The 23,391-nt window shown below is 72.7% G+C and carries 22 protein-coding genes; 19 read left to right on the top strand and 3 right to left on the bottom strand.

Features of this window, described 5'->3' with window-relative positions:
- Window positions 1-27: 27 nt before the first annotated feature.
- Window positions 28-666, bottom strand: coding sequence for a TIGR03085 family metal-binding protein (locus AB0O82_RS12300; protein WP_363582812.1), 639 nt, complete (start codon window positions 664-666; stop codon window positions 28-30).
- A 19-nt stretch (window positions 667-685) separates the two neighbouring features.
- Complete coding sequence (locus AB0O82_RS12295; RefSeq protein WP_363582810.1) at window positions 686-1,255, bottom strand: hypothetical protein; 570 nt, start codon at window positions 1,253-1,255, stop codon at window positions 686-688.
- 216 nt (window positions 1,256-1,471) lie between these two features.
- On the opposite strand from AB0O82_RS12295, the gene hisI reads away from it, so the two are divergent.
- The 19 genes from hisI to AB0O82_RS12200 all read left to right on the top strand — a co-directional run bounded on the left by hisI (window position 1,472) and on the right by AB0O82_RS12200 (window position 22,595).
- Window positions 1,472-1,843: a phosphoribosyl-AMP cyclohydrolase gene (gene hisI / locus AB0O82_RS12290; protein ID WP_063347172.1), complete on the top strand. Its 372-nt coding sequence runs from the start codon at window positions 1,472-1,474 to the stop codon at window positions 1,841-1,843.
- 48 nt (window positions 1,844-1,891) lie between these two features.
- Window positions 1,892-3,415 (top strand): anthranilate synthase component I, encoded by a 1,524-nt coding sequence (locus AB0O82_RS12285; RefSeq protein WP_363582808.1) that lies wholly within the window; start codon window positions 1,892-1,894, stop codon window positions 3,413-3,415.
- A gap of 52 nt (window positions 3,416-3,467) precedes the next feature.
- On the top strand, window positions 3,468-3,968 hold the full coding sequence (locus AB0O82_RS12280; protein WP_363582806.1) for a Uma2 family endonuclease: 501 nt from the start codon (window positions 3,468-3,470) through the stop codon (window positions 3,966-3,968).
- Window positions 3,965-4,567, top strand: coding sequence for a TIGR02234 family membrane protein (locus AB0O82_RS12275; RefSeq protein ID WP_363582804.1), 603 nt, complete (start codon window positions 3,965-3,967; stop codon window positions 4,565-4,567). Before AB0O82_RS12280 ends, AB0O82_RS12275 begins: the two co-directional genes overlap by 4 nt.
- Before the next feature lie 235 nt (window positions 4,568-4,802).
- Complete coding sequence (locus AB0O82_RS12270) at window positions 4,803-5,057, top strand: HGxxPAAW family protein (RefSeq protein ID WP_063347169.1); 255 nt, start codon at window positions 4,803-4,805, stop codon at window positions 5,055-5,057.
- 105 nt (window positions 5,058-5,162) lie between these two features.
- A complete protein-coding gene (locus AB0O82_RS12265) occupies window positions 5,163-5,606 on the top strand; it encodes a DUF2752 domain-containing protein (RefSeq protein WP_363582802.1) in 444 nt (147 codons plus the stop codon).
- A gap of 347 nt (window positions 5,607-5,953) precedes the next feature.
- Window positions 5,954-6,760, top strand: coding sequence for an indole-3-glycerol phosphate synthase TrpC (gene trpC, locus AB0O82_RS12260; protein WP_363582800.1), 807 nt, complete (start codon window positions 5,954-5,956; stop codon window positions 6,758-6,760).
- Between the two features lie 9 nt (window positions 6,761-6,769).
- The gene (locus tag AB0O82_RS12255) at window positions 6,770-6,919 is read left to right on the top strand and encodes a hypothetical protein (RefSeq protein ID WP_167745855.1); all 150 of its coding nucleotides are present in this window, start codon (window positions 6,770-6,772) and stop codon (window positions 6,917-6,919) included.
- A gap of 47 nt (window positions 6,920-6,966) precedes the next feature.
- Window positions 6,967-8,238, top strand: a complete 1,272-nt coding sequence (trpB, locus tag AB0O82_RS12250) for a tryptophan synthase subunit beta (protein ID WP_363582798.1) — start codon at window positions 6,967-6,969, stop codon at window positions 8,236-8,238.
- A 2-nt stretch (window positions 8,239-8,240) separates the two neighbouring features.
- Window positions 8,241-9,050 carry a tryptophan synthase subunit alpha gene (trpA, locus tag AB0O82_RS12245; RefSeq protein WP_363582796.1) on the top strand — a complete coding sequence of 270 codons (810 nt, stop codon included), beginning with the start codon at window positions 8,241-8,243 and terminating at the stop codon, window positions 9,048-9,050.
- A 215-nt stretch (window positions 9,051-9,265) separates the two neighbouring features.
- Window positions 9,266-9,514 carry a hypothetical protein gene (locus tag AB0O82_RS12240; RefSeq protein WP_350885697.1) on the top strand — a complete coding sequence of 83 codons (249 nt, stop codon included), beginning with the start codon at window positions 9,266-9,268 and terminating at the stop codon, window positions 9,512-9,514.
- A gap of 200 nt (window positions 9,515-9,714) precedes the next feature.
- Entirely contained in the window at window positions 9,715-10,233 is a 519-nt protein-coding gene (locus AB0O82_RS12235) for a MauE/DoxX family redox-associated membrane protein (protein ID WP_363582794.1), read from the top strand.
- Window positions 10,234-10,300: 67 nt separating this feature from the next.
- Entirely contained in the window at window positions 10,301-11,164 is an 864-nt protein-coding gene (locus AB0O82_RS12230; RefSeq protein ID WP_363582792.1) for a thioredoxin domain-containing protein, read from the top strand.
- A gap of 143 nt (window positions 11,165-11,307) precedes the next feature.
- A complete protein-coding gene (gene lgt, locus AB0O82_RS12225) occupies window positions 11,308-12,426 on the top strand; it encodes a prolipoprotein diacylglyceryl transferase (protein WP_363582790.1) in 1,119 nt (372 codons plus the stop codon).
- 160 nt (window positions 12,427-12,586) lie between these two features.
- Complete coding sequence (locus tag AB0O82_RS12220) at window positions 12,587-13,309, top strand: VIT1/CCC1 transporter family protein (protein WP_363583022.1); 723 nt, start codon at window positions 12,587-12,589, stop codon at window positions 13,307-13,309.
- 450 nt (window positions 13,310-13,759) lie between these two features.
- Window positions 13,760-18,361, top strand: coding sequence for a glutamate synthase large subunit (gltB, locus tag AB0O82_RS12215; RefSeq protein WP_363583020.1), 4,602 nt, complete (start codon window positions 13,760-13,762; stop codon window positions 18,359-18,361).
- The gene (locus AB0O82_RS12210) at window positions 18,354-19,832 is read left to right on the top strand and encodes a glutamate synthase subunit beta (RefSeq protein ID WP_363582788.1); all 1,479 of its coding nucleotides are present in this window, start codon (window positions 18,354-18,356) and stop codon (window positions 19,830-19,832) included. The genes gltB and AB0O82_RS12210 overlap by 8 nt, the downstream gene beginning before the upstream one ends.
- A 354-nt stretch (window positions 19,833-20,186) precedes the next feature.
- On the top strand, window positions 20,187-21,053 hold the full coding sequence (locus tag AB0O82_RS12205; protein WP_363368552.1) for a helix-turn-helix transcriptional regulator: 867 nt from the start codon (window positions 20,187-20,189) through the stop codon (window positions 21,051-21,053).
- A gap of 84 nt (window positions 21,054-21,137) precedes the next feature.
- Window positions 21,138-22,595: an aldehyde dehydrogenase family protein gene (locus tag AB0O82_RS12200; protein WP_363582786.1), complete on the top strand. Its 1,458-nt coding sequence runs from the start codon at window positions 21,138-21,140 to the stop codon at window positions 22,593-22,595.
- Between the two features lie 103 nt (window positions 22,596-22,698).
- On the opposite strand, the gene AB0O82_RS12195 is transcribed toward AB0O82_RS12200, so the two are convergent.
- Window positions 22,699-23,268, bottom strand: a complete 570-nt coding sequence (locus AB0O82_RS12195) for a Uma2 family endonuclease (RefSeq protein ID WP_363582784.1) — start codon at window positions 23,266-23,268, stop codon at window positions 22,699-22,701.
- Between the last annotated feature and the right edge of the window lie 123 nt (window positions 23,269-23,391).

Raw genomic sequence — 23,391 nt, 5'->3', positions numbered from 1 at the left:
GAGGGGCAGCGCATCATTTTTCTCTCTTTAAGGCAGAGGCAGGACGTGGCGGAGGGCTTCGAGGGCGTCCGGGGGGCCGTCGACGGTGAGGGTGGTGTGGGCGCCGCGGCCGTAGGTGAAGAGGATCAGTTCGCCCGGGTCGCCGGCGAGTTGGACGGTGGGGGAGCCGGTGGGGCCGACGGTGAGGGACTGGCCGTCGGGGCGGCGCAGGGTCAGCCGGACGGGGGAGCGGCGGCCGGCTTCCAGGCGGGCCAGCAGGGGCAGTCGGCGCCACAGGGCTTCGGCGCGGCCGGCGGGGACCGGGGCGGGGGTCCAGTCGTCGGCGGCCCGCAGGACGTCCTCGGCGTGCACGTAGTACTCGACGGTGTTCGCGGCCTCGTCGGCGCCGGGCAGGGCGAACGGGGAGAGCACCGGCGGGCCGGAGCGGAAGAGCTTCAGCAGCTCCTCGTACGGGCGCTCGGCGTACGCGGACTGCACCCGGCGGGCCCGGTCGGCGAGGGCGCCGATCAGCAGTCCGGCCGCCGCGTCCGGGCGGTGCTCGCGGACCACCAGGTGGGCGGCGAGGTCGCGGGTGGTCCACCCGGCGCAGAGGGTGGGGGCGTCCGGCCCGGCGGCGGCCAGGAGTGCGGCGAGGCGGTGGCGTTCGGCGAGGGCGTGGTTCGACATGGCGCCACGATAGAGGCTGTCAGCGCAGGTTGCCGGTGAGCTTGGGGCCGCCCTGCTTGTTGCCGGCGGTCAGGGTGCAGGTGTAGTCCCGCCAGCCCTGCTGGTAGTTGGCCTGGGCAGGGCCGAACTGGCGGCCGTAGTACGTCTTCCCGTCGTTCTGGCGGGCCTTGGCGGCGGCCTCGGCCTCCTTGCAGCCCTCGCGCATGGCGAGCGCGATCGGGATCTCGCCGGTCAGGCCGTCGGCCAGTTTCAGGTCGGCGATCACCTGGCCGTCGTGCTCGCCGGTGCAGGGGCGCTCCTCGGCCTTGGTGATCACCGGGCTGAGCTGCGGGTGGTCGAAGCAGGCGCCGACCGGGAAGAAGGCGTACGGCGGGGTCCTGGTCGGGGTGGGTGTCGGCGTGGGCGTCGGGGTCGGGGTGGCCATGGGGGTGGGCGGGGGCGGTGCGGCGGCGGGCTTGCGCTCCTCCGGCCAGAGCAGGACGGTGGCCACCACCGCGAGCAGCACGGCCAGGACGGCCACGACGGCGAGGACCAGGCCCCGGGACGGGCGGGAGTCGGCGGCTGCGGGCGGCTGCTGCTCGGAGGTCATGGCCATGAGGATGGCCCACGCGGGGCCCGCCCGGCAGGCGGTTGGCCGAAATCACCCCTTTACGGCGATGTTCGGGGTGGGGCCGGAGAGGCTCCCCGGCGGCGCGGATCCGGTCCAGCGGTTGTGCCTGCACCGGGTAGGGCCCACCGCACAAGGCACAGGGCACAGGGCACAGGGCGCATCCGGGGCGGCGGGCCGGACTGCAACAATGGCCCCATGTCCACCACACCCGCCACCCCCGGCACCACCGCCCTGGCCCCCGAGATCGCCGCGCGCCTCAAGCGCACCGAGGACGGCCTGCTCCCGGCGATCGCGCAGCAGTACGACACCGGCGAGGTGCTGATGCTGGGCTGGATGGACGACGAGGCGCTGCACCGCACGCTCACCACCGGCCGCTGCACCTACTGGAGCCGCAGCCGCCGCGAGTACTGGGTGAAGGGCGACACCTCCGGCCACGCCCAGGCGGTCAAGTCGGTGGCGCTGGACTGCGACGGCGACACCCTGCTGGTGAAGGTCGACCAGACCGGTGCCGCCTGCCACACCGGCGACCGCACCTGCTTCGACGCCGACGTGCTCCCGCTCGCCTGACCCCTCCGCCCACTCCTCCTGCCGGAACTCCAGAAGGTGCCGCTCGCCATGGATCTCGAAGCCTTCCGCAAGCTCGCCGTCGACACCCGGGTCATCCCGGTCACCCGCAGGCTCCTCGCGGACGGTCTCACCCCGATCGGCCTGTACCGCAGCCTCGCCGAGGAGCGGCCCGGCACCTTCCTGCTGGAGTCCGCCGAGCAGGGCCGCAGCTGGTCGCGCTACTCCTTCGTCGGCGTCCGCAGCGCCGCCGTCCTCACCGTCGGGGAGGACGGCGAGGCCCGCTGGCTGGGCACCCCGCCGGTCGGCATCCCGACCGGCGGCGACCCCTTGCAGGTGCTGCGCGCCGCGCTGGAGGCGCTGCACACCCCGCGCCGCGACGACGACGGCCTGCCGCCGCTCACCGGCGGCCTGGTCGGCTACCTGGGCTACGACGTCGTCCGCCGGCTGGAGAAGCTGCCCGACCTCAACCCGGACGACCTGCGGCTGCCCGAGCTGACCATGCTGCTCGCCACCGACCTCGCCGTGCTCGACCACGTCGACGGCACGGTGCTGCTGATCGCCAACGCCGTCAACCACAACGACCTCGCCAGCGGCGTGGACGAGGCCTACGCGGACGCGGTGGCCCGGCTGGACGCCATGGAGGCCGACCTGCTCAAGCCGGTCGACCCGGGCCTGGCCACCTTCACCCCGGCCGGGCCGGGCGAGGCCCGCTCCCCGTTCGGCGGCGCGCCGTACCGGGCGGCGGTGGAGGTGGTCAAGGAGCGGATCCGGGCCGGCGAGGCCTTCCAGGTCGTCCCTTCGCAGCGCTTCGAGGCGCCCTGCCCGGCCTCGGCGCTGGACGTGTACCGCGTGCTGCGCACCACCAACCCCAGCCCGTATATGTACCTGTTCCGCTTCCCGGGGCCGGACGGCACCGCCGAGGGCGGCTTCGACGTGGTCGGCTCCAGCCCGGAGGCGCTGGTCAAGGTGACCGGCGGCGAGGCGATGGTGCACCCGATCGCCGGGACGAGGCACCGCGGCGCCACCCCGCACGAGGACGCGGCGCTGGCCGCCGAGCTGCTCGCCGACCCCAAGGAGCGGGCCGAGCACCTGATGCTGGTCGACCTGGGCCGCAACGACCTGGGCCGGGTCTGCGAGCCGGGCAGCGTGGAGGTGGTCGACTTCATGCACATCGAGCGCTACAGCCACGTGATGCACATCGTCTCCACCGTCACCGGCCGGGTGGCGCCCGGGCGGACCGCCTTCGACGTGCTGACCGCCTGCTTCCCGGCCGGTACCCTCTCCGGCGCGCCCAAGCCCCGCGCGATGCGGATCATCGAGGAGCTGGAGCCCACCCGCCGCGGCCTGTACGGCGGCTGCGTCGGCTACCTGGACTTCGCCGGGGACTCCGACACCGCGATCGCGATCCGCACCGCCGTGCTGCGCGACGGCACCGCCTTCGTGCAGGCCGGCGCGGGCGTGGTCGCGGACTCCGACCCGCACGGGGAGGACACCGAGTGCCGCAACAAGGCGGCCGCCGTGCTGCGGGCCGTCGCCACCGCCAATACGCTGCGGACGCCGGAACTGTCGTGAGTCACCAGTCGTAAGTCGTCAGTGTCGTCAGTCGTCGAGGGAGGCGGCCGGGATGTCCGAGGTGTCGCCCGACGAACTGCGGCGGGTGGTGGTGCTCGATGCGGCCGCCCAGATCGAGGACCAGTTGGGCGGGCACGGCCGGGTGCTGTCCGGCGCCGTGATCGACGCCCCGGCCGGGGCCCCCGACCTGATCCCCGACCTGACGGTGACCGCCCCGGGGGCGGAGCCCGACGGCCGGGGCCGGTACCCCCAGGGCGCCGTCGAGGCCGTCCTGGAGGTGGCCCGGTCGCACCTGGCCGCGGCGGCGCTGGCGTACGCGCGCAGCGGGATCCCGCTGTACGTGGTGGTCGACCCGGCGGCGGCGGCCTGCACCGTGCACACCGCGCCGTCCGTCGACGACGGGTACCGGGAGGCGGAGCGGGTGCCGTTCGGCAACGATCTCTTCCTGCCGCTCGCCGGGCGGACGCTGGTGCTGCGGACGGACGAGTTCCCGGCCGGGCCGCCCACCCCGGGTGCGGGGCCGGACGCCGGGCGGGGGATAGTGGACGGGTGAGCGCACCTGACCAGACCCCCGTACCCGCCCCGCCGGCCCCCGCGTCGGGCCGCCGGACGCTCGGCGTGATGCTCCTGCTGACCGTGCTGAGCGCCGTGCTGGTGCTGACCGCCGTCGGCCGGGTCTGGTCCGAGGGCCGGGCCGGCACCCTGGCGGTGTCCGTCTCCGGCGGCGCGATCTCCGAACTCCCGGGCGGGCTCGCCCTGGTGGGGCTCGCGGCGGCCGTCGCGGTGTTCGCGGTGCGCGGCGCGGGCCGGCTCGCGGTCGGCGCGCTGACCCTGCTGGCAGGCCTCGGCGCGGCCGCCGCCTCGGCCGCGGGCGCCGGGGACACCGCCGCGCTGGACGCCGAGGCGGCCCGCAAGCTGGCGCTGTCCGGCTCGGCGGCCACCGAGGTCGGCCACACCGGCTGGCCCTGGGTGGCGCTGGCCGGCGGGCTGCTGCTGGCCGTCGCCGGGCTGCTCACCCTCCGCTACGGCCGGAGCTGGCCGGCCATGGGCAGCCGCTACGAGGCGCCCACCCGCAAGGCCCCGGCGAAGAGCGACACCCCGGCCGACCTGTGGAAGGCGCTGGACCGGGGCGAGGACCCGACCACGGTCTGAGCGCGGGGTCTGGGCGCCGGCCTTGAGCGCCGGGCCCGGGCGGGCCCAGGCTTCGGGCCCCAGCGGGCCTCAGCGGGCCTCAGCAGCCCTCAAGGGGCCCCGGCGCCGGTGTGACGCGATAGACCCGCCACCCGCTTTGGGCCGCCGGTGTGTGGCCCGGCACAATGGAACCCGTCAACCCGCCGGCGGCCCCGCAGGCCCGGCCGGGCCCCGAGAGGCTAGGAGCACCACTCAGATGGCAGCAGCAGCACACGGTCACACCACCGCCGCCTGGACCGGCGTGACCATCACGTTCATCGGTTTCGGGATCGCGGGGGTCGCGATGATCCTCCCGTCGGTGATGCTGGTCTGGGCCGGCATCGCGGTCATCCTGGCCGGCGGTGTGGTCGGCAAGGCCATGTCGATGGCGGGCATGGGCCAGCAGCCGAGCGCCAACGTGTACGCCTCGCACGAGGAGCAGCGCGCGGCCCGGGCCGCCGTCGCCGCCTGACGACGGACTCCTCGCAGTAGATACGACTCGTAGCAGTACCGAACGGCGGGCGCGCCACGCCCGCCGTTTCGTTCTGTCCGGGCCCGGCCCGGGCAGAATCGGGGCGTGACCTCCGCCTCCACCACCTCCGCCCTGCCGCCCGTCCTGCGCCGGCTGGGGCCGCCGCTGGCCGCGCTGGCGGCGGTGGCCGTTCCCGCCGTCTACGTCGCCGCGGTGGACCCGAACACCCCCGGGCACTACCCCGACTGCCCCTTCCTGGCCGCCACCGGCTGGTGGTGCCCCGGCTGCGGGGGGCTGCGCTGCGTCCACGCGCTGGCCCACGGGGACTTCACCGGCGCCCTGCACGACAACGCCGCGGCCGTCCTGCTGTTCGGCGTCCTGGCGCTGCTGTGGCTGCGCTGGGCCTGGGCCGCGCTGACCGGCGCCGGTCAGCGGCCCAGGCCCCCGCTCGGGGCCCGGCGCTGGGTGCTGGTCCTCCTGCTGCTGCTGGTGTTCACGGTGGTGCGCAACCTGCCCGTCGGGGCGGGGCTGGCGCCCCTGCTGGTTTGATCGCCCACGCCGACGGGTAGCGACCCGCGCAGGCTCGCGCACCGGTCCACACCGGGGTCCGTACATCGGTCCACTTGGTCCGCACCGCGCGTTCGGGCGCCGCCGGAGAACCGGTGAAACCGCAGTTGGGAGCTGCCCAGGGGGGCGTCCGGCACGCGAGACGCACACCGGGCGGATGCGCCCCGCGCCCCCGGGTGCCGATACCATCGAAGTGCCGCCGGGCCACCGCCCGGACGGCTCGTCGCCGGCGAACGAACAGAAATGTTGGGGGCACTTCGCGTGAGCGAGCGAACCATTGACAGGTGCGTGTTGCGCGCAGCGCCTGCTGAGCGAAGCGAGGTGTGCGCATGAGTGTGCTCGACACGATCATCGACGGGGTCCGCGAGGACCTCGCCGAACGGCAGGCCCGGGTCTCCCTGGACCAGCTGAAGGAACTCGCCGCCAAGGCCCCCGAGGCCAAGGACGGCGTCGCCGCGCTCAAGGGCGACGGGGTCCGGGTGATCTGCGAGGTGAAGCGCTCCAGCCCGTCCAAGGGCGCGCTGGCCGCGATCGCCGACCCGGCCGCCCTGGCGGGCGACTACGCGGCCGGCGGCGCCGCCGCGATCAGCGTGCTCACCGAGCAGCGCCGCTTCGGCGGCTCGCTGGCCGACCTGGACGCCGTCCGCGCGGCGGTGGACACCCCGCTGCTGCGCAAGGACTTCATCGTCACCGCCTACCAGCTGTGGGAGGCCCGCGCGCACGGCGCCGACCTCGCGCTGCTGATCGTCGCCGCCCTCGACCAGTCGGCCCTGGTGTCGCTGATCGAGCGGGCCGAGTCGATCGGCCTCACCCCGCTGGTCGAGGTGCACGACGAGGAGGAGATCAAGCGCGCGGTGGACGCCGGGGCGCGGATCATCGGCGTCAACGCCCGCAACCTCAAGACCCTCGAGGTGGACCGCAACACCTTCGGCAACGTCGTCCACGCCATCCCGGACAACGTCGTCAAGATCGCCGAGTCCGGCGTGCGCGGCCCGCTGGACGTGATCTCCTACGCCAACCTGGGCGCCGACGCCGTCCTGGTCGGCGAGTCCCTGGTGACCGGCAAGGACCCGCGCGCCGCGGTCGCCGACCTGGTCGCGGCCGGCGCCCACCCCGCCGTCCGGCACAAGGACTGACCCGCCGACATGAAGATCGCCACCCGCCTCGCCCCCGGTTGCCGCCCGCGCGGCTGCCGCGCGCCCGCACGCCGGGTGCTGGGGCGGCGGGTGCGCTACGTGATCGGCTGCGAGCCCGGGCAGGTGCCGGGCCGCCGATGGCGACGGACATCCGGCTGAGCCCAGCCACGAGACGTCCCTGTCGTCATCTCCCAAAGGACTCCACCATGTCCGAAAAGTCCGCGAAGGACTACCTGCCCGGCGCCCAGGTGCCGGACGCCCGAGGCTACTTCGGTGCCTACGGCGGCCGCTTCATCCCCGAGGCGCTGGTCGCCGCCGTCGAGCAGGTCGCCGAGGAGTACGAGAAGGCCAAGGCCGACCCGGCCTTCGCCGCCGAACTCGACGGCCTGCTCAAGGACTACACCGGCCGCCCGAGCCCGCTGACCGACGTGCACCGCTTCTCCGCCGAGGCGGGCGGCGCGCGCGTCCTGCTCAAGCGCGAGGACCTCAACCACACCGGCTCGCACAAGATCAACAACGTGCTGGGCCAGGCCCTGCTCACCCGGCGGATGGGCAAGACCCGGATCATCGCCGAGACCGGCGCCGGCCAGCACGGCGTGGCCACCGCCACCGCCTGCGCCCTGTTCGGCTTCGACTGCACCATCTACATGGGCGAGGTCGACACCCAGCGCCAGGCGCTGAACGTCGCCCGGATGCGGATGCTCGGCGCTGAGGTGGTGTCCGTCACCTCCGGCAGCCGCACCCTCAAGGACGCCATCAACGAGGCGTTCCGCGACTGGGTCGCCAACGTGGACTCCACCCACTACCTGTTCGGCACCGTGGCCGGCCCGCACCCCTTCCCGATGATGGTCCGCGACTTCCACCGGGTCATCGGCGTCGAGGCCCGCCAGCAGGTGCTCGACCGCACCGGGCGGCTGCCCGACGCCGTCGTCGCCTGCGTCGGCGGCGGCTCCAACGCGATGGGCATCTTCCACGAGTTCATCCCCGACGCCGGCGTGCGCCTGATCGGCTGCGAGGCCGCCGGCGAGGGCGCCGACACCCCCAAGCACGCCGCCACCCTCACCAAGGGCGACCCCGGCGTGCTGCACGGCTCGCGCACCTACGTCCTCCAGGACGAGGACGGCCAGACCATCGAGTCGCACTCCATCTCCGCCGGCCTCGACTACCCGGGCGTCGGCCCGGAGCACGCCTGGCTGAAGGACACCGGACGGGCCGAGTACCGCCCCGTCACCGACGACGCCGCCATGCAGGCGCTGCGGCTGCTGTCCCGCACCGAGGGCATCATCCCGGCCATCGAGAGCGCCCACGCGCTGGCCGGCGCCCTGGAGCTGGGCCGCGAGCTCGGGCCCGAGGCCACCATCCTGGTCTCGCTCTCCGGGCGCGGCGACAAGGACATGCACACCGCGGCCGAGTACTTCGGCCTGTACGACGAGCCGGCCGGCGGTTCGGCCCACGACGCGGCCCACGGGGGTAAGTGACCATGGCATCGAAGCTCAGTGGCATCCTGGCGGCAGCCAAGGCCGAGGACCGCGCCGCGCTGATCGGCTACCTGCCGGGCGGCTTCCCGACCGTCGACGGCGGCATCCGGGCGATCAACGCGCTGATCGAGGGCGGCTGCGACATCGTCGAGGTCGGCCTGCCGCACTCCGACCCGGTCCTGGACGGCGCCGTCATCCAGACCGCCGACGACATCGCGCTGCGCGGCGGCGTGCGGATCAAGGACGTGCTGCGCACCGTCCAGGAGGTCGCCACCGCGCACCCCGAGGCGGCGGTGCTGGTGATGACGTACTGGAACCCGGTCGACCGCTACGGCACCGCGCGCTTCGCCGCCGACCTCGCGGCCGCGGGCGGCGCCGGCTGCATCCTGCCGGACCTGCCGGTGGAGGAGTCCGAGGAGTGGCGCAAGGCGGCGGACGAGCACGGGCTGGACACCGTGTTCGTGGTCGCCCCCAGCAGCAAGGACCCGCGCCTGGCCGAGGTCACCGCGGCCGGCAGCGGCTTCGTCTACGCGGCCGCCGTGATGGGCGTGACCGGGACCCGCGCCCAGGTCGGTTCGCTTGCCGAGGACCTGGTCGCCCGCACCCGGGCCACCACCGACCTGCCGGTCTGCGTCGGCCTCGGCGTCTCCACCCCCGAGCAGGCCGCCGAGGTGGCGGGCTTCGCCGACGGCGTGATCGTGGGCTCCGCGTTCGTGAAGCGGATCCTGGAGGCCGGCGACGACGAGGCGGCCGCGCTGGACGCGGTGCGCGCCCTGGCCGGCGAGCTGGCGGCGGGCGTCCGTCGGCGCTGACCCTCGTACCACCTGACGGCCCGTCGCTCCCTCCGGGGGCGGCGGGCCGTCGCGCTTGTGTGCGCCCGGCTCGCCGGGCGGCGGCGCTCGCGCGGCCCCGAACGGGTGAACAGCGACGGGCACACGCATCAGGCGGGGTTGACCGGCGTTGAGTGGAGGGACGAGTGCACGAACGAGGTGCACGGGGGTTGCCGAGCGAGCGAAGGAGTGAGCCGGTGCCGGGTCTCCATCGGGCCGTTCTGCTGCGGGCGGCCGCCGCCGCGCTGGCGCTCGGCGCCGCCGTCGGAGCGCACACCGAGGTGGGGCAGGCGCTGGCCAAGCGCGGTGCCGAGCGGGCCGTGCGGGACGCGTACGCCTGCGCCGAGGCGGCCCGCTGGGACGCCGCCGAGCGGGCAGCCCACCCGCACCACGAGGGCCGCGCCGACCTGTTCGACCCCGGCCGCCCGCCCGGCTGCCGCTCCTGAGGGCCGCGCCGACCTGATCGACCAGGGGCGCCCGCCCGGCCTCCCGCCCGGTCACCCGCCCCTGAACGGACGTTCGCCGGATTCGGACACACCATCACCAGACGTCACCCATCCGGCTTAATTCCTGAATATGGAGGAACCGCCCTTCATCCCTTACGGTTCATCAGGAAGTGAACGAGTTTCCCGAGGGGGGTTCCCTGATGGCCGGCCCGGCAGCGCAGCCCGGTGACACGGCGCCCGCGCCGCCCGCCCGGCGGCCGGTGCAGGCCTGGAGTCCGTGGCTGGGCACCGTCGTCCGGCTCGGCCTCGCGGTGGTCTGGGGCTGGGCCGGCCTGGCCAAGATCGCCGACCCGGCGGAGGCCGCCCAGGCCGTCCGCGCCTACGAGATCCTGCCCGAGGGCCTGGTCAAGCCGGTCGGCTACGCCCTGCCCTTCCTGGAGCTGGCGCTCGCCCTGCTGCTGGTGATCGGCCTCGGCGTCCGGATCGTCGCCGGCGTCTCCGCGCTGCTGCTGCTCACCTTCATCGCCGGGATCGCCACCGCCTGGGCGCGCGGCATCTCGATCGACTGCGGCTGCTTCGGCGGCGGCGGGCACGTCGACGCCTCGCAGACCGAGTACCTCCAGGAGATCCTGCGCGACACCGGGTTCCTCCTGCTGGCCGGGTGGCTGCTGTGGCGGCCCCGCACCAGGTTCTCGGCGGACGGCTGGCTGGCGAGCTGACCGGCCGGCCCCGCCGCACCCCCACCCCACCCCACGAAGGCCCTCCCCGATTGTGGATGTCAAGGCAATGAGCGAGAAGAACCGAGAAGGCAAGCGCACCGCCCGCGAGCGGATGCTGGAGCAGCGGGCGGCCGACGAGGCCACGTCCAGGCGCAGGAAGAAGCTGTTGGTGGGCGGCGCGGTGCTCGTGGTGATCGCCGCCGCCGTGGTCACCGGCGTCGTGGTGCAGAACCAGCGCTCCAAGCCGGAGACCCCGGTCGCCGCCCCCGCCGGGACGATCGGCGACAAGAACCTGGTCATCCCGGCCGGCTCGGCCAACGCCCCGGCCGTCCTCACCGTCTACGAGGACCCGCGCTGCCCGGCCTGCGGGATCTTCGAGCGCGAGTTCTCCTCGACCGTCGACCAGCTGGAAGACGCCGGCAAGATCTACACCAACTACCACATCGTGTCGTTCATCGACCGGGCCGTCCCGGGCAAGGGCTCCAAGGCCGGCGCCAACGCGCTGGCCTGCGCCCAGGACGCCGGGCACTTCCGGGACTTCCACGACGTGCTGTACCGCAACCAGCCGGACGAGACCAGCGACGCCTTCGGCGACAAGGCCGTCCTGATCAACCTCGCCAAGCAGGTCAACGGTCTCGACACGCCCGCCTTCCAGGCCTGCGTCAACGACAACAAGTACGGCGGATGGGTGTCGTCCGTGCAGCAGGACTTCGACAAGTCCAGCTACAAGTCCACCCCGACCGTGCTGCTCAACGGCCAGCCGATCTACCCCAAGAACGGCGCCGAGGAGATCACCCCGGCGAACCTGGTGAAGTGGGTCGACGCCGCCAACCAGGGCAAGCAGCTGGGCACCGCGGGCTCCAACGGGCAGACCCCGGCGCCCACCAGCACCGCCTCGGAGGCCAACAACCCGTCGCCGACCGCGGGCTGAGCCCCGCACACCGCCGGGTGACCGCCGCCGTCTCCTCCCCGTCCGGAGGGGGCGGCGGCGCCGTTCCCGGTGCCCGTTGTTCGGTATCTGTGACCCCGGGGGTGCCCAGCAGGGGCCGCAGACCCTGTAGCGTCGGAACCGCCATGGATATCGCCTACATTCCCAGCCCGTCGCGGGGCGTCCTGTACCTCGGACCGGTCCCGCTGCGCGCCTACGCCTTCTGCATCATCCTCGGTGTCGTCGTGGCCGTCTGGCTCGGCAGCAAGCGCTGGGTCGCCCGGGGCGGTGCCAAGCACACGGTCGGCGACATCGCCGTCTGGGCCGTGCCCTTCGGCCTGGTCGGCGGCCGGCTGTACCACGTGATCACCGACCACCAGCTGTACTTCGGGGCCGGCAAGAACCCCTGGAACGCCTTCAAGATCTGGGAGGGCGGCCTCGGCATCTGGGGCGCCGTCGCGCTCGGCGCGGTCGGGGCCTGGATCGGCTGCCGCCGCCGGGGCGTGCCGCTGCCCGCGTACGCGGACGCCATCGCGCCGGGCATCGCGCTCGCGCAGGCGATGGGCCGCTGGGGCAACTACTTCAACCAGGAGCTGTACGGCCGGCCGACCACGCTGCCGTGGGGCCTGGAGATCGACAAGACGCTGCCGGGCGGCGAGGTCGTCAAGGGCGTCTACCACCCGACCTTCCTGTACGAGTCGATCTGGTGCGTCGGGGTCGCGCTGCTGGTCATCTGGGCCGACCGCCGCTTCAAGCTGGGGCACGGGCGGGCCTTCGCGCTGTACGTGGCCGCGTACACGGTGGGCCGGTTCTGGACCGAGTGGCTGCGGATCGACGAGGCGCACGTCTACTTCGGCCTGCGGCTGAACGACTGGACGTCGATCGTGGTGTTCATCGGCGCCGTGGTCTACCTGGTGGTCGTCGGCAAGAAGCGGCCCGGCCGGGAGGACCCGGCGAGCATCGACCCGCTGGCCGACGAGGAGGGCGAGGCGCGGGGCCCGTCCGACAAGGCGGCGGCGTCCGAGAAGGCCGCGGTGTCCGGCAAGGCCGCGGTGTCCGAGAAGTCGGGCAGGGCCGAGAAGGCCGAGAAGGCCGGCAAGGCGGCTTCGGCGGAGAAGGCCGCCGGGAAGCCCGCGCCGTCCGAGAAGGTCGCCGGGGCCGGTGAGACCGCCGAACTGTCTCAGTCCACGGACGAAAAGGCGGACGCGGAGGCAGCCTCCGAAGCCGTCGAGAGCGCCGACAAGAATGCCAAGAACCTGACCTGACCTGGGAGTTACCCCCGCTTCGGCCGCCCGCGCGATGCTCGCGCAGGGCGGCCGAAGCGCTGTTCGGACAGCCTTACTTTGCTGGAAATGCGCAGGTCAGACGGTCTACGGTCGGGGCAGACGAATCGAACGGAGGGGAACTGCCGTGAGCGCGACCACCCTGGAGCCCGAGGCCGGGCACCACCCCCGCATACCCGCTGCCGGGCACCACCGGGACGTGAACGGAGGCTGGCTGCGGCCCGCCGTGTTCGGGGCGATGGACGGCCTGGTCTCCAACTTCGCGCTGATGACCGGCGTGGTCGGCGGCTCGGTGTCCAGCGGCACGGTGGTGCTGACCGGGCTCGCCGGGCTGGCGGCCGGCGCCTGCTCGATGGCGGCGGGGGAGTACACCTCGGTGGCCTCGCAGGCCGAGCTGGTGCAGGCCGAGATCGAGGCCGAGCGGCTGGAGCTGAGCCGCAACCCGCACGGCGAGCTGGCCGAGCTGGCGCAGCTGTACATCGCCCGCGGGGTGGAGCCGGACCTCGCCCACGAGGTGGCCCGGCAGCTGTCCGCCAATCCGGACCAGGCCCTGGAGATCCACGCCCGGGAGGAGCTGGGCATCGACCCGAACGACCTGCCGTCACCGTGGGTGGCCGCCGGGTCGTCCTTCGTCTGCTTCGCGGTGGGCGCGCTGCTGCCGCTGCTGCCGTACCTGCTGGGGGCGACCTCGCTGGTGCCGGCGCTGCTGCTGTCGGTGGTGGGGCTGTTCCTGTGCGGCGCGGTGGTGGCGCGGGTGACGGCGCGCAGCTGGTGGTTCAGCGGGCTGCGGCAGCTGGTGCTGGGCGGGGCGGCGGCCGGGGTGACGTACCTGCTGGGGTGGCTGATCGGCGGGCACGTCGGCTAGGCACCGGGGCGCCTGGGCCGTCGGCCGGCGTGTGTGACGACCCGGAGGAGTGCATGACTATGCCGGGAAGTGCGTGACGTTCCGCACACGGCTGCCGGGTGGTGCCTGGCCTAGTCTCACCATTCGGGCCTCGGGGCCGAGGATTCGCATCCGTGGGTGATCCCTCGGGATCGATTCACAGGCGTCCTTGATCGTCCCGTGTGGCGATCGGGTTTCGCCCCTGTTTCAGGCGGCCGACCGCCGGGCACAATCGAGGGGACGCGCATTGTGGCGCGTCCTCTCATTCCCCCCTTGACCTGCGGATCAGTCCGCCATGTGGACGAGATATTCCACTTCCCGGGATCTTGGGCATCATGTAACTTGCACGAAATCGCATCAGGGCCAACGTCGTCCCTCCTTGCACCACACAGCCGAAAGACGACGACGGGAGAGCCGATGCTGCCTGCATCCATGCACTCCGCCAACGAGCCCCAGGCCGGCGCAGCCCGCCAGCCGTACGCGCTCGTTCCGGATGCGCGACCTACCGCTCAGGGCCTGTACGACCCGCGAAACGAGCACGACGCCTGCGGCGTCGGTTTCGTCGCCACGCTGACCGGCATCGCCGACCACACCATCGTCGAACAGGCGCTGACCGTCCTGCGCAACCTGGAGCACCGCGGCGCCACCGGCGCCGAGCCGGACTCCGGTGACGGCGCCGGCATCCTCACCCAGATCCCGGACGCCTTCCTGCGCGGCAAGGTCGACTTCGAGCTCCCCGCCGCCGGCTCCTACGCGGTCGGCATCGCCTTCCTGCCCGACGCGGACGCCGCCGACGCGGACGCCGTCGCCCGGATCGAGGCCATCGCGGCCGAGGAGGACCTCACCGTCCTCGGCTGGCGCGACGTCCCCGTCACCCCGGACCTGCTCGGCGCCACCGCCCGCGGCGTCATGCCGCGCTTCCGGCAGCTCTTCCTCGCCAAGGAGGGCCTGGCCGGGATCGAGCTCGACCGGACCGCCTTCGTCGTCCGCAAGCGCTCCGAGCGCGAGGTCGGGGTCTACTTCCCGTCGCTGTCCGCGCGCACCATCGTCTACAAGGGCATGCTGACCACCGGCCAGCTGGAGCCCTTCTTCCCCGACCTGTCGGACCGCTCCTACGCCTCCGCCGTCGGCCTGGTGCACTCGCGCTTCTCCACCAACACCTTCCCGAGCTGGCCGCTCGCCCACCCGTACCGCTTCGTCGCCCACAACGGCGAGATCAACACGGTCAAGGGCAACCGCAACTGGATGAGCGCCCGCGAGTCCCAGCTCGCCACCGACCTCATCCCCGCCGACCGCAACGGCCGGGGCCTGGAGCGGATCTTCCCGGTCTGCACCCCGGAGCACTCCGACTCCGCCTCCTTCGACGAGGTCCTGGAGCTGCTCCACCTCGGCGGCCGCTCGCTGCCGCACTCGGTGCTGATGATGATCCCGGAGGCGTGGGAGAACCACGCCACCATGGACCCGGCCCGCCGGGCCTTCTACCAGTACCACTCCAACCTGATGGAGCCCTGGGACGGCCCGGCCTGCGTCACCTTCACCGACGGCACCCAGATCGGCGCCGTGCTCGACCGCAACGGCCTGCGCCCGGCCCGCTACTGGATCACCGAGGACGGCCTCGTCGTCCTCTCCTCCGAGGTCGGCGTGCTCGACATCGACCAGGAGAAGGTCGCCAAGAAGGGCCGCCTCCAGCCCGGCCGGATGTTCCTCGTCGACACCGCCGAGGGCCGCATCGTCGGGGACGAGGAGATCAAGTCCTCCCTCGCCGCCGAGCACCCCTACGCGGAGTGGGTCGCCGCCGGGCAGATCCAGCTCGCCAAGCTGCCCGAGCGCGAGCACATCTTCCACACCCACGCCTCGGTCACCCGCCGCCAGCAGACCTTCGGCTACACCGAGGAGGAGCTGCGGGTCATCCTCGCGCCGATGGCCAAGACCGGCGGCGAGGCGCTCGGCTCGATGGGCACCGACTCGCCGATCGCCGCGCTCAGCGAGAAGCCGCGCCTGCTCTTCGACTACTTCGTCCAGCTCTTCGCGCAGGTCACCAACCCGCCGCTGGACGCCATCCGCGAGGAGCTCGTCACCTCGCTGCTCAGCAACCTCGGCCCCGAGGGCAACCTGCTGGCCGCCGAGGCCGCCGCCTGCCGCTCGGTCGGCATCACCTTCCCGGTGATCGACAACGACGAGCTGGCCAAGCTCGTCCACATCAACCACGACGGCGACCAGCCCGGCCTCAAGGCCGTCACGCTCTCCGGCCTCTACAAGGTCGCCGCCGGCGGCCAGGGCCTGGCCGCCCGGCTGGCCGAGATCGCCACCGAGGCCGACGCCGCGATCGCCGACGGCGCCCGGATCATCGTGCTCTCCGACCGGCACTCCGACGCCGAGCACGCCCCGATCCCCTCGCTGCTGCTCACCTCCGCGATCCACCACCACCTCATCCGCACCAAGCAGCGCACCCAGGTGTCGCTGCTGGTCGAGGCCGGCGACGTCCGCGAGGTGCACCACGTCGCGCTGCTGATCGGCTACGGCGCCGGCGCCGTCAACCCGTACCTGGCCATGGAGTCCGTCGAGGACCTCGTCGCCCAGAAGGTGTTCATCCAGGGCGTCGAGCCCGAGAAGGCCATCAAGAACCTGATCAAGGCGCTCGGCAAGGGCGTGCTCAAGGTCATGTCCAAGATGGGCATCTCGACCGTCGCCTCCTACCGCGGCGCCCAGGTCTTCGAGGCCATCGGCCTCTCCCAGGAGCTGGTCGACGGCTACTTCGCCGGCACCACCACCAAGCTCGGCGGCATCGGCCTGGAGGAGCTCGCCAAGGAGACCGCCGCCCGCCACGCCAAGGCCTACCCGGCCTCCGGCATCCCGGCCGCGCACCGCGCGCTGGAGATCGGCGGCGAGTACCAGTGGCGCCGCGAGGGCGAGCCGCACCTGTTCGACCCGGACACCGTCTTCCGGCTCCAGCACTCCACCCGCAACCGCCGGTACGACATCTTCAAGCAGTACACGGACCGGGTGAACGAGCAGTCCACCCGCCTGATGACGCTGCGCGGCCTGTTCCAGCTGGACGCCCTCGGCCGGACCCCGATCCCGGTCGAGGAGGTCGAGCCGGTCTCCGAGATCGTCAAGCGCTTCTCCACCGGCGCCATGTCGTACGGCTCCATCTCCCTGGAGGCGCACGAGACCCTCGCCATCGCGATGAACCGCCTCGGCGGCAAGTCCAACACCGGCGAGGGCGGCGAGGACCCGGACCGCCTGTACGACCCGCAGCGCCGCTCGGCCATCAAGCAGGTCGCCTCCGGCCGCTTCGGCGTCACCTCCGAGTACCTGGTCAACGCCGACGACATCCAGATCAAGATGGCCCAGGGCGCCAAGCCCGGCGAGGGCGGCCAGCTGCCCGGCCACAAGGTCTACCCGTGGGTCGCCAAGACCCGGCACTCCACCCCGGGTGTCGGCCTGATCTCGCCGCCGCCGCACCACGACATCTACTCGATCGAGGACCTGGCGCAGCTCATCCACGACCTCAAGAACGCCAACCCGGCCGCCCGCATCCACGTGAAGCTGGTGTCCGAGGTCGGCGTCGGCACGGTCGCTGCGGGCGTCTCCAAGGCGCACGCCGACGTGGTGCTGGTCTCCGGGCACGACGGCGGTACCGGCGCCTCCCCGCTGACCTCGCTGAAGCACGCGGGCGGCCCCTGGGAGCTCGGCCTCGCCGAGACCCAGCAGACCCTGCTGCTCAACGGCCTGCGCGACCGCATCGTCGTGCAGACCGACGGCCAGCTCAAGACCGGCCGCGACGTCGTCATCGCCGCGCTGCTCGGCGCCGAGGAGTTCGGCTTCGCCACCGCGCCGCTGGTCGTCTCCGGCTGCATCATGATGCGCGTCTGCCACCTGGACACCTGCCCGGTCGGCGTCGCCACCCAGAACCCGGTGCTGCGCGAGCGCTTCTCCGGCAAGCCCGAGTTCGTGGTCAACTTCTTCGAGTTCATCGCCGAGGAGGTTCGGGAGATCCTCGCCGAGCTGGGCTTCCGCACGATCGAGGAGGCCGTCGGCCACGCCGAGCACATCAACGCCGCCGCCGCCGTCGACCACTGGAAGGCCGCCGGGCTCGACCTGGCCCCGCTCTTCCACGTCCCGCAGCTGCCCGAGGGCGCGGCCCGCCACCGCACCACCTCCCAGGACCACGCGCTCGACAAGGCCCTGGACAACCAGCTGATCACGCTCGCCGAGGACGCCCTGGAGCGCGGCGAGACCGTCCGCATCCAGCTGCCGATCCGCAACGTCAACCGCACCGTCGGCACCATGCTCGGCCACGAGGTGACCAAGCGCTACCGCGGCGAGGGCCTGCCCGAGGGCACCATCGACGTCACCTTCACCGGCTCCGCCGGGCAGTCCTTCGGCGCCTTCGTGCCGCGCGGCGTGACCCTGCGGCTGGAGGGCGACGCCAACGACTACGTCGGCAAGGGCCTCTCCGGCGGTGTCGTGATCGTCCGCCCGGCCCGCGACGCCGCGGCCATCGGCAACGACGCGCAGAACCACGTCATCGCCGGCAACACCATCGGCTACGGCGCCACCTCCGGCCGGATCCACCTGCGCGGCAAGGCCGGCGAGCGCTTCGCCGTCCGCAACTCCGGCGCCACCCTGGTCGTCGAGGGCGTGGGCGACCACGGCCTGGAGTACATGACCGGCGGCCGGGTCGTCATCCTCGGCGAGACCGGGCGCAACCTGGCGGCCGGCATGTCCGGCGGCATCGCCTACGTCCTGGACCTGCGTCCCGCGAACGTCAACGACGGCCTGGTGGGCATCGAGGCCCCCTCCGCTGCCGACCGCGACTGGCTGCGCGAGACCGTGCAGCAGCACTACGAGGAGACCGGCTCCACCGTCGCCGCCGAACTCCTGGCCGACTGGGGCAGCGGGGTCTCCCGCTTCTCCACGATCATGCCGACCGACTACAAGGCAGTGCTCGCCGCCAAGGACGCCGCTGAGCGCGATGGCCTCTCCGAGGCCGAGACCACTCGCAAGATGATGGAGGCGGCTAATGGCTGACCCCAAGGGCTTCCTGACCACGCCCAAGCAGCTGGCCGAGCGGCGCCCCGTCGACGTGCGCCTGCGGGACTGGAACGAGGTCTACGTCGAGCGCAGCCTCCTGCCGATCATCACCGAGCAGGCCGGCCGCTGCATGGACTGCGGCATCCCGTTCTGCCACAACGGCTGCCCGCTCGGGAACCTCATCCCCGAGTGGAACGACCTCGCCTACCGGGACGACTTCGTCGGCGCGATCGAGCGGCTGCACGCGACCAACAACTTCCCGGAGTTCACCGGCCGCCTCTGCCCGGCGCCCTGCGAGTCGGCCTGCGTGCTCGGCATCAACCAGGACGCGGTGACCATCAAGAACGTCGAGGTCACCATCATCGACAAGGCCTGGGACCGCGGCGGCGTCACGCCGCAGGTCCCGGAGCGGCTGTCCGGCAAGACCGTCGCCGTCGTCGGCTCCGGCCCGGCCGGCCTGGCCGTCGCCCAGCAGCTCACCCGGGCCGGGCACACCGTCGTCGTGTACGAGCGCGCCGACCGCGTCGGCGGCCTGCTGCGCTACGGCATCCCCGAGTTCAAGATGGAGAAGCGCCACATCAACCGCCGCGTCGAGCAGATGCGCGCGGAGGGCACCCGCTTCCGCACCGGCGTGCACGTCGGCGAGGACATCACCGGCCAGCAGCTGCGCGAGCGCTTCGACGCCGTCGTCGTCGCCGCCGGCGCCACCACCGCGCGCGACCTGGCGGTGCCCGGGCGCGAGCTCAAGGGCGTCCACCAGGCCATGGAGTACCTGCCGCTGGCCAACAAGGTGCAGGAGGGCGACTTCGTCGAGTCGCCGATCAGCGCCAAGGGCAAGCACGTCGTCGTCATCGGCGGCGGCGACACCGGCGCCGACTGCGTCGGCACCGCCCACCGCCAGGGCGCGGCCTCCGTCACCCAGCTGGAGATCATGCCGCGGCCCTCCGAGGAGCGCCCCGGCCACCAGCCCTGGCCGACCATGCCGATGACCTACAAGGTCACCTCCGCGCACGAGGAGGGCGGCGAGCGGATCTACTCCGTGAACACCACCCACTTCACCGGCTCCGCCCCCGAAGAGGGACAGACGGTCGGCAACGTCCAGGAGCTGCACCTCGTCGAGGTCGAGTTCAAGGACGGCCGCTTCGAGCCCGTCCCCGGCACCGAGCGGGCCATCCCGGCGCAGCTCGTCACCCTGGCCATGGGCTTCACCGGCACCGACGTCCGCAACGGCCTGGTCGAGCAGCTCGGCGTGGACCTGGACGCGCGCGGTAACATTGGCCGCGACGGCCGGTTCGCCACCAATGTCGATGGCGTGTACGTCTGCGGAGACGCCGGCCGCGGTCAGTCGCTGATCGTCTGGGCCATCGCGGAAGGCCGCTCGGCCGCAGCCGCGGTGGACAAGTACCTCGGCGGCAAGACCCCACTGCCGGCCCCGATCCGTCCCACCGACCGCCCGCTGGTCGTCTGACGGGCCGACCGGCCCCCTGAACCCCCGGTGCCGCATCGCCGGGAGCTCAACCCGCTGCCCCCGCCAGCGTCGCCGGGCCAACGCGGTCTCCTGGCGCCTGCCCTCTTCCCCGACCAGTTGGAGGGCGGGCGCCGTCGCGTTCCCCCGGGCGGTCCGCCGCCTTACCCCGAAGAGGGCAGGCCCGTCAAGGGCCGTGTCAACTCTCAGACATTTCCCAGGACTTGGGTCTACCGTAGGCCCGTTCCGGACGCCGCGCGGGAGGGCCTGACCGGACGGACTGTTGTTCGTCGGTACCAGGTGGCAGACTGCCGCCGACGGCCGGGGGGCTGCTGCGCGAGTGCGGAGGTTGACGCGATGAGCACGACTCAGACAAGCGGAGGCGCCACGGTACGGCGCCTGCTGCTCGGCACCCAGCTGCGCAAGCTCCGCGAGGCCAGGGGCGTCAGCCGCGAGGAGGCCGGCTACTCGATCCGCGCCTCCGAGTCCAAGATCAGCCGGATGGAACTCGGCCGGGTCGGCTTCAAGGAACGCGACGTCGCCGACCTGCTCACCCTGTACGGCGTCGAGGCCGAGCAGGAGCGCGCCACCGTCCTCGGACTCGTCCGGGATGCCAACGCCACCTCCTGGTGGCACGAGTACGGCGACGTGCTGCCCGCCTGGTTCCAGAACTACGTCGGCCTGGAAGAAGCCGTCGCCGAGATCCGCAGCTACGAGGTCCAGTTCGTCCACGGGCTGCTCCAGACCGCCGACTACGCCCGCGCCGTCATCGCCGCCGGCGGCCACGTCACCGACCCCGGCGAGATCGAACGCCGCGTCGAGGTCCGGCTCAAACGCCAGGCCCTGCTCACCGCCGAGAGCGGCCCCCGCCTGCTCGCGATCCTCGACGAGGCCGCGCTGCGCCGCCCCTGGGGCGGCCCCGAGCTGATGCGCAACCAGATCGACCGGCTGCTGGAACTCGGCGAACTGCCCAACGTCCGGCTCCGGGTGCTGCCGCTGGGCTGCGCCGGACTGAGCGCCGAGAGCGGCGCCTTCACCGTGCTCGGCTTCGCCGAACCCGAACTCGCCGACGTCGTCTACGTCGAACAGTTCACCACCGCGCTCTACCTCGACAAGCCGGCCGAGGTCGCCGAGTACCGCCACGCCATGGAAGGGCTGCTCGCCGACAGCCTCGACCCCGAACAGACCCGGCAGCTCCTGTACTCCGTACGCCAAGAGCTCTGAGACGTCAGTACGATGATGCCCAATCAGACCGGGCCGTAGCGGCTCGCCCGCCGACGTTCCCCGAACCGGCACGAGAGGGATCAGATGTCGTACTTCTCCGAGTTGGCGCTGCAGTACATCGACGGCGAATGGTGCAGCGGCAGCGGCTCCTGGGACATCGTCGACGTCGACCCCTACACCGGCGACAAGCTCGCCACCATCACCGTCGCCACCATCGCCGAGGTCGACCGGGCCTACCGGGCCGCCGAGCGGGCCCAGAAGCAGTGGGCCGCCACCACCCCCTACGCCCGCCGGCTCGTCTTCGAACGCGTGCTGCGCCTGATCGAGGAACGCGAGGAGGAGATCACCCGCGCCATCATGGCCGAGCTCGGCGGCACCGCGCTCAAGGCCGCCTTCGAGCTCTCCCTGGTCAAGGACATGCTGCGGGACTGCCTGCGGGTGTCCCTGGGCCTGGAGGGCCGGCTGCTGCCCTCGATCACGCAGGGCCAGGAGAACCGCCTCTACCGGCTGCCGGTCGGCGTCGTCGGCGTGATCAGCCCGTTCAACTTCCCGCTGTACCTCTCGATCAAGGCCGTCGCCCCCGCCCTCGCACTCGGCAACGGCGTGGTGCTCAAGCCGCACCAGGAGACCCCGATCGTCGGCGGCACCCTGATCGCCCGGCTCTTCGAGGAGGCGGGCCTGCCGGCCGGGCTGTTCAACGTCGTGGTCACCGACATCGCCGAGATCGGCGACGCCTTCATCGAGCACCCGGTGCCCAAGGTCATCGCCTTCACCGGCTCCGACCGGATCGGCCGGCACGTCGCCACCGTCGCCGCCGCCAACTTCAAGCGCACCGTGCTCGAACTCGGCGGCAACAGCGCGCTGATCGTGCTCGACGACGCCGACCTCGACTACGCCGTGGACGCCGCCGTGTTCAGCCGCTTCGCCCACCAGGGCCAGGTCTGCATGGCCGCCAACCGCATCCTCGTCGACCGCTCCGTCGAGGCCGAGTTCACCGCCAAGTTCGTCGCGAAGGTCTCCTCGCTCACCGTCGGCGACCCCAAGGACCCGGCCACCCAGATCGGCCCGCTGATCAACCCCGTCCAGGCCGACACCATCACCGCCCAGGTCGACCAGGCCATCGCCGCCGGCGCCACCGCACTGCTGCGCGGCACCACGGTCGGCAGCCTGATGGAGCCCGTCGTCCTCACCGGGCTGGCCGAGGACGCGCCGATCCTCCAACGCGAACTCTTCGGCCCGGTCGTCCTCGTGGTGCCCTTCGACGGCGAGGACGAGGCCGTCCGGCTCGCCAACGACAGCCCCTTCGGGCTCAGCGGCGCGGTGCACACCGGCGACGTCGAGCGCGGCGTCCGGGTCGCGCACCGGATCGAGACCGGCATGATCCACGTCAACGGCGGGACCATCGCCGACGAGCCGGCGGTGCCGTTCGGCGGGGAGAAGAACTCCGGCATCGGGCGGCTCAACGGGGAGTCCACGGTGGACGCGTTCACCACCGTGAAGTGGATCTCCGTCCAGCACGGGCGCACCGCCTTCCCGTTCTGAGCGGTGCCGTTCCGGGCGTTTCTGTTCCGGGTGTTTCTGTTCTGACGGTGCCGCCTCGGGCGGTGCGGGTCGCCCGGCGGCAGCCGCCGGGCGACCTGATCGGTCAGGCCGGGTAACGGATGAGACCGTCGGTGGCGAGCTCGAAGCCGAAGGGGGCGGGGATCGGCACCCGGTCGCCGAAGCCGCCGGTCCAGCGTTGGCGGTAGGCGCCGTCGGAGGGCTCGGAGTAGAGGGTGATGTCGCCCTTGCGCGGATCGATCAGCAGGTACAGCGGGATCCGCATCTGCGGGTAGTCGCGCACCTTGCCGACCAGGTCGTTCTCCGGGTTCGACGGCGAGACGATCTCCACCGCGATCGCCGCCTCCTCGGCCGGCACCTCGTTGCCGCCCAGTTCGACGACCGAGATCGGGATGTAGGTCAGGTCGGGGTTGCGCAGCTTGCCCACGTTCGGCGACGCCAGATCGGTGTTCTCGCTCGGCATCAGGTCGGACGGGCGGCGCGCGTCGAACTGCTCGCGGACGAGCAGCAGGTTGCGCTGGTGGATCACCGATGGGCCGGCCATCATGATGATCTCGTCGCCGGAGATCTCGATCTTCCACCCGGCCGGAGGCGTCAGGCTCTGCGCGTAGGCCAGCAGCCGCGCGTGGCGCTCTGGGATCTGGAACTCGCTCATGGCCCCATTCTTCCACTGCGAACAGCACGAAGGCCGTCGGCGCGGGACGGGCCACCCCCACCGACTGGGGCAAGCCGCTGATGCCGGTGCGCCGCGACGCCTTCGGCGCCGTCTTCGAGGTGC

Origin of the sequence: Kitasatospora sp. NPDC088264 (genome assembly GCF_040685715.1) — a bacterium.
Taxonomy (GTDB): Bacteria; Actinomycetota; Actinomycetes; order Streptomycetales; family Streptomycetaceae; genus Kitasatospora.
The sequence above is the reverse complement of the archived record's forward strand: the minus strand, read 5'-3'. Positions and strand labels throughout refer to the sequence as shown.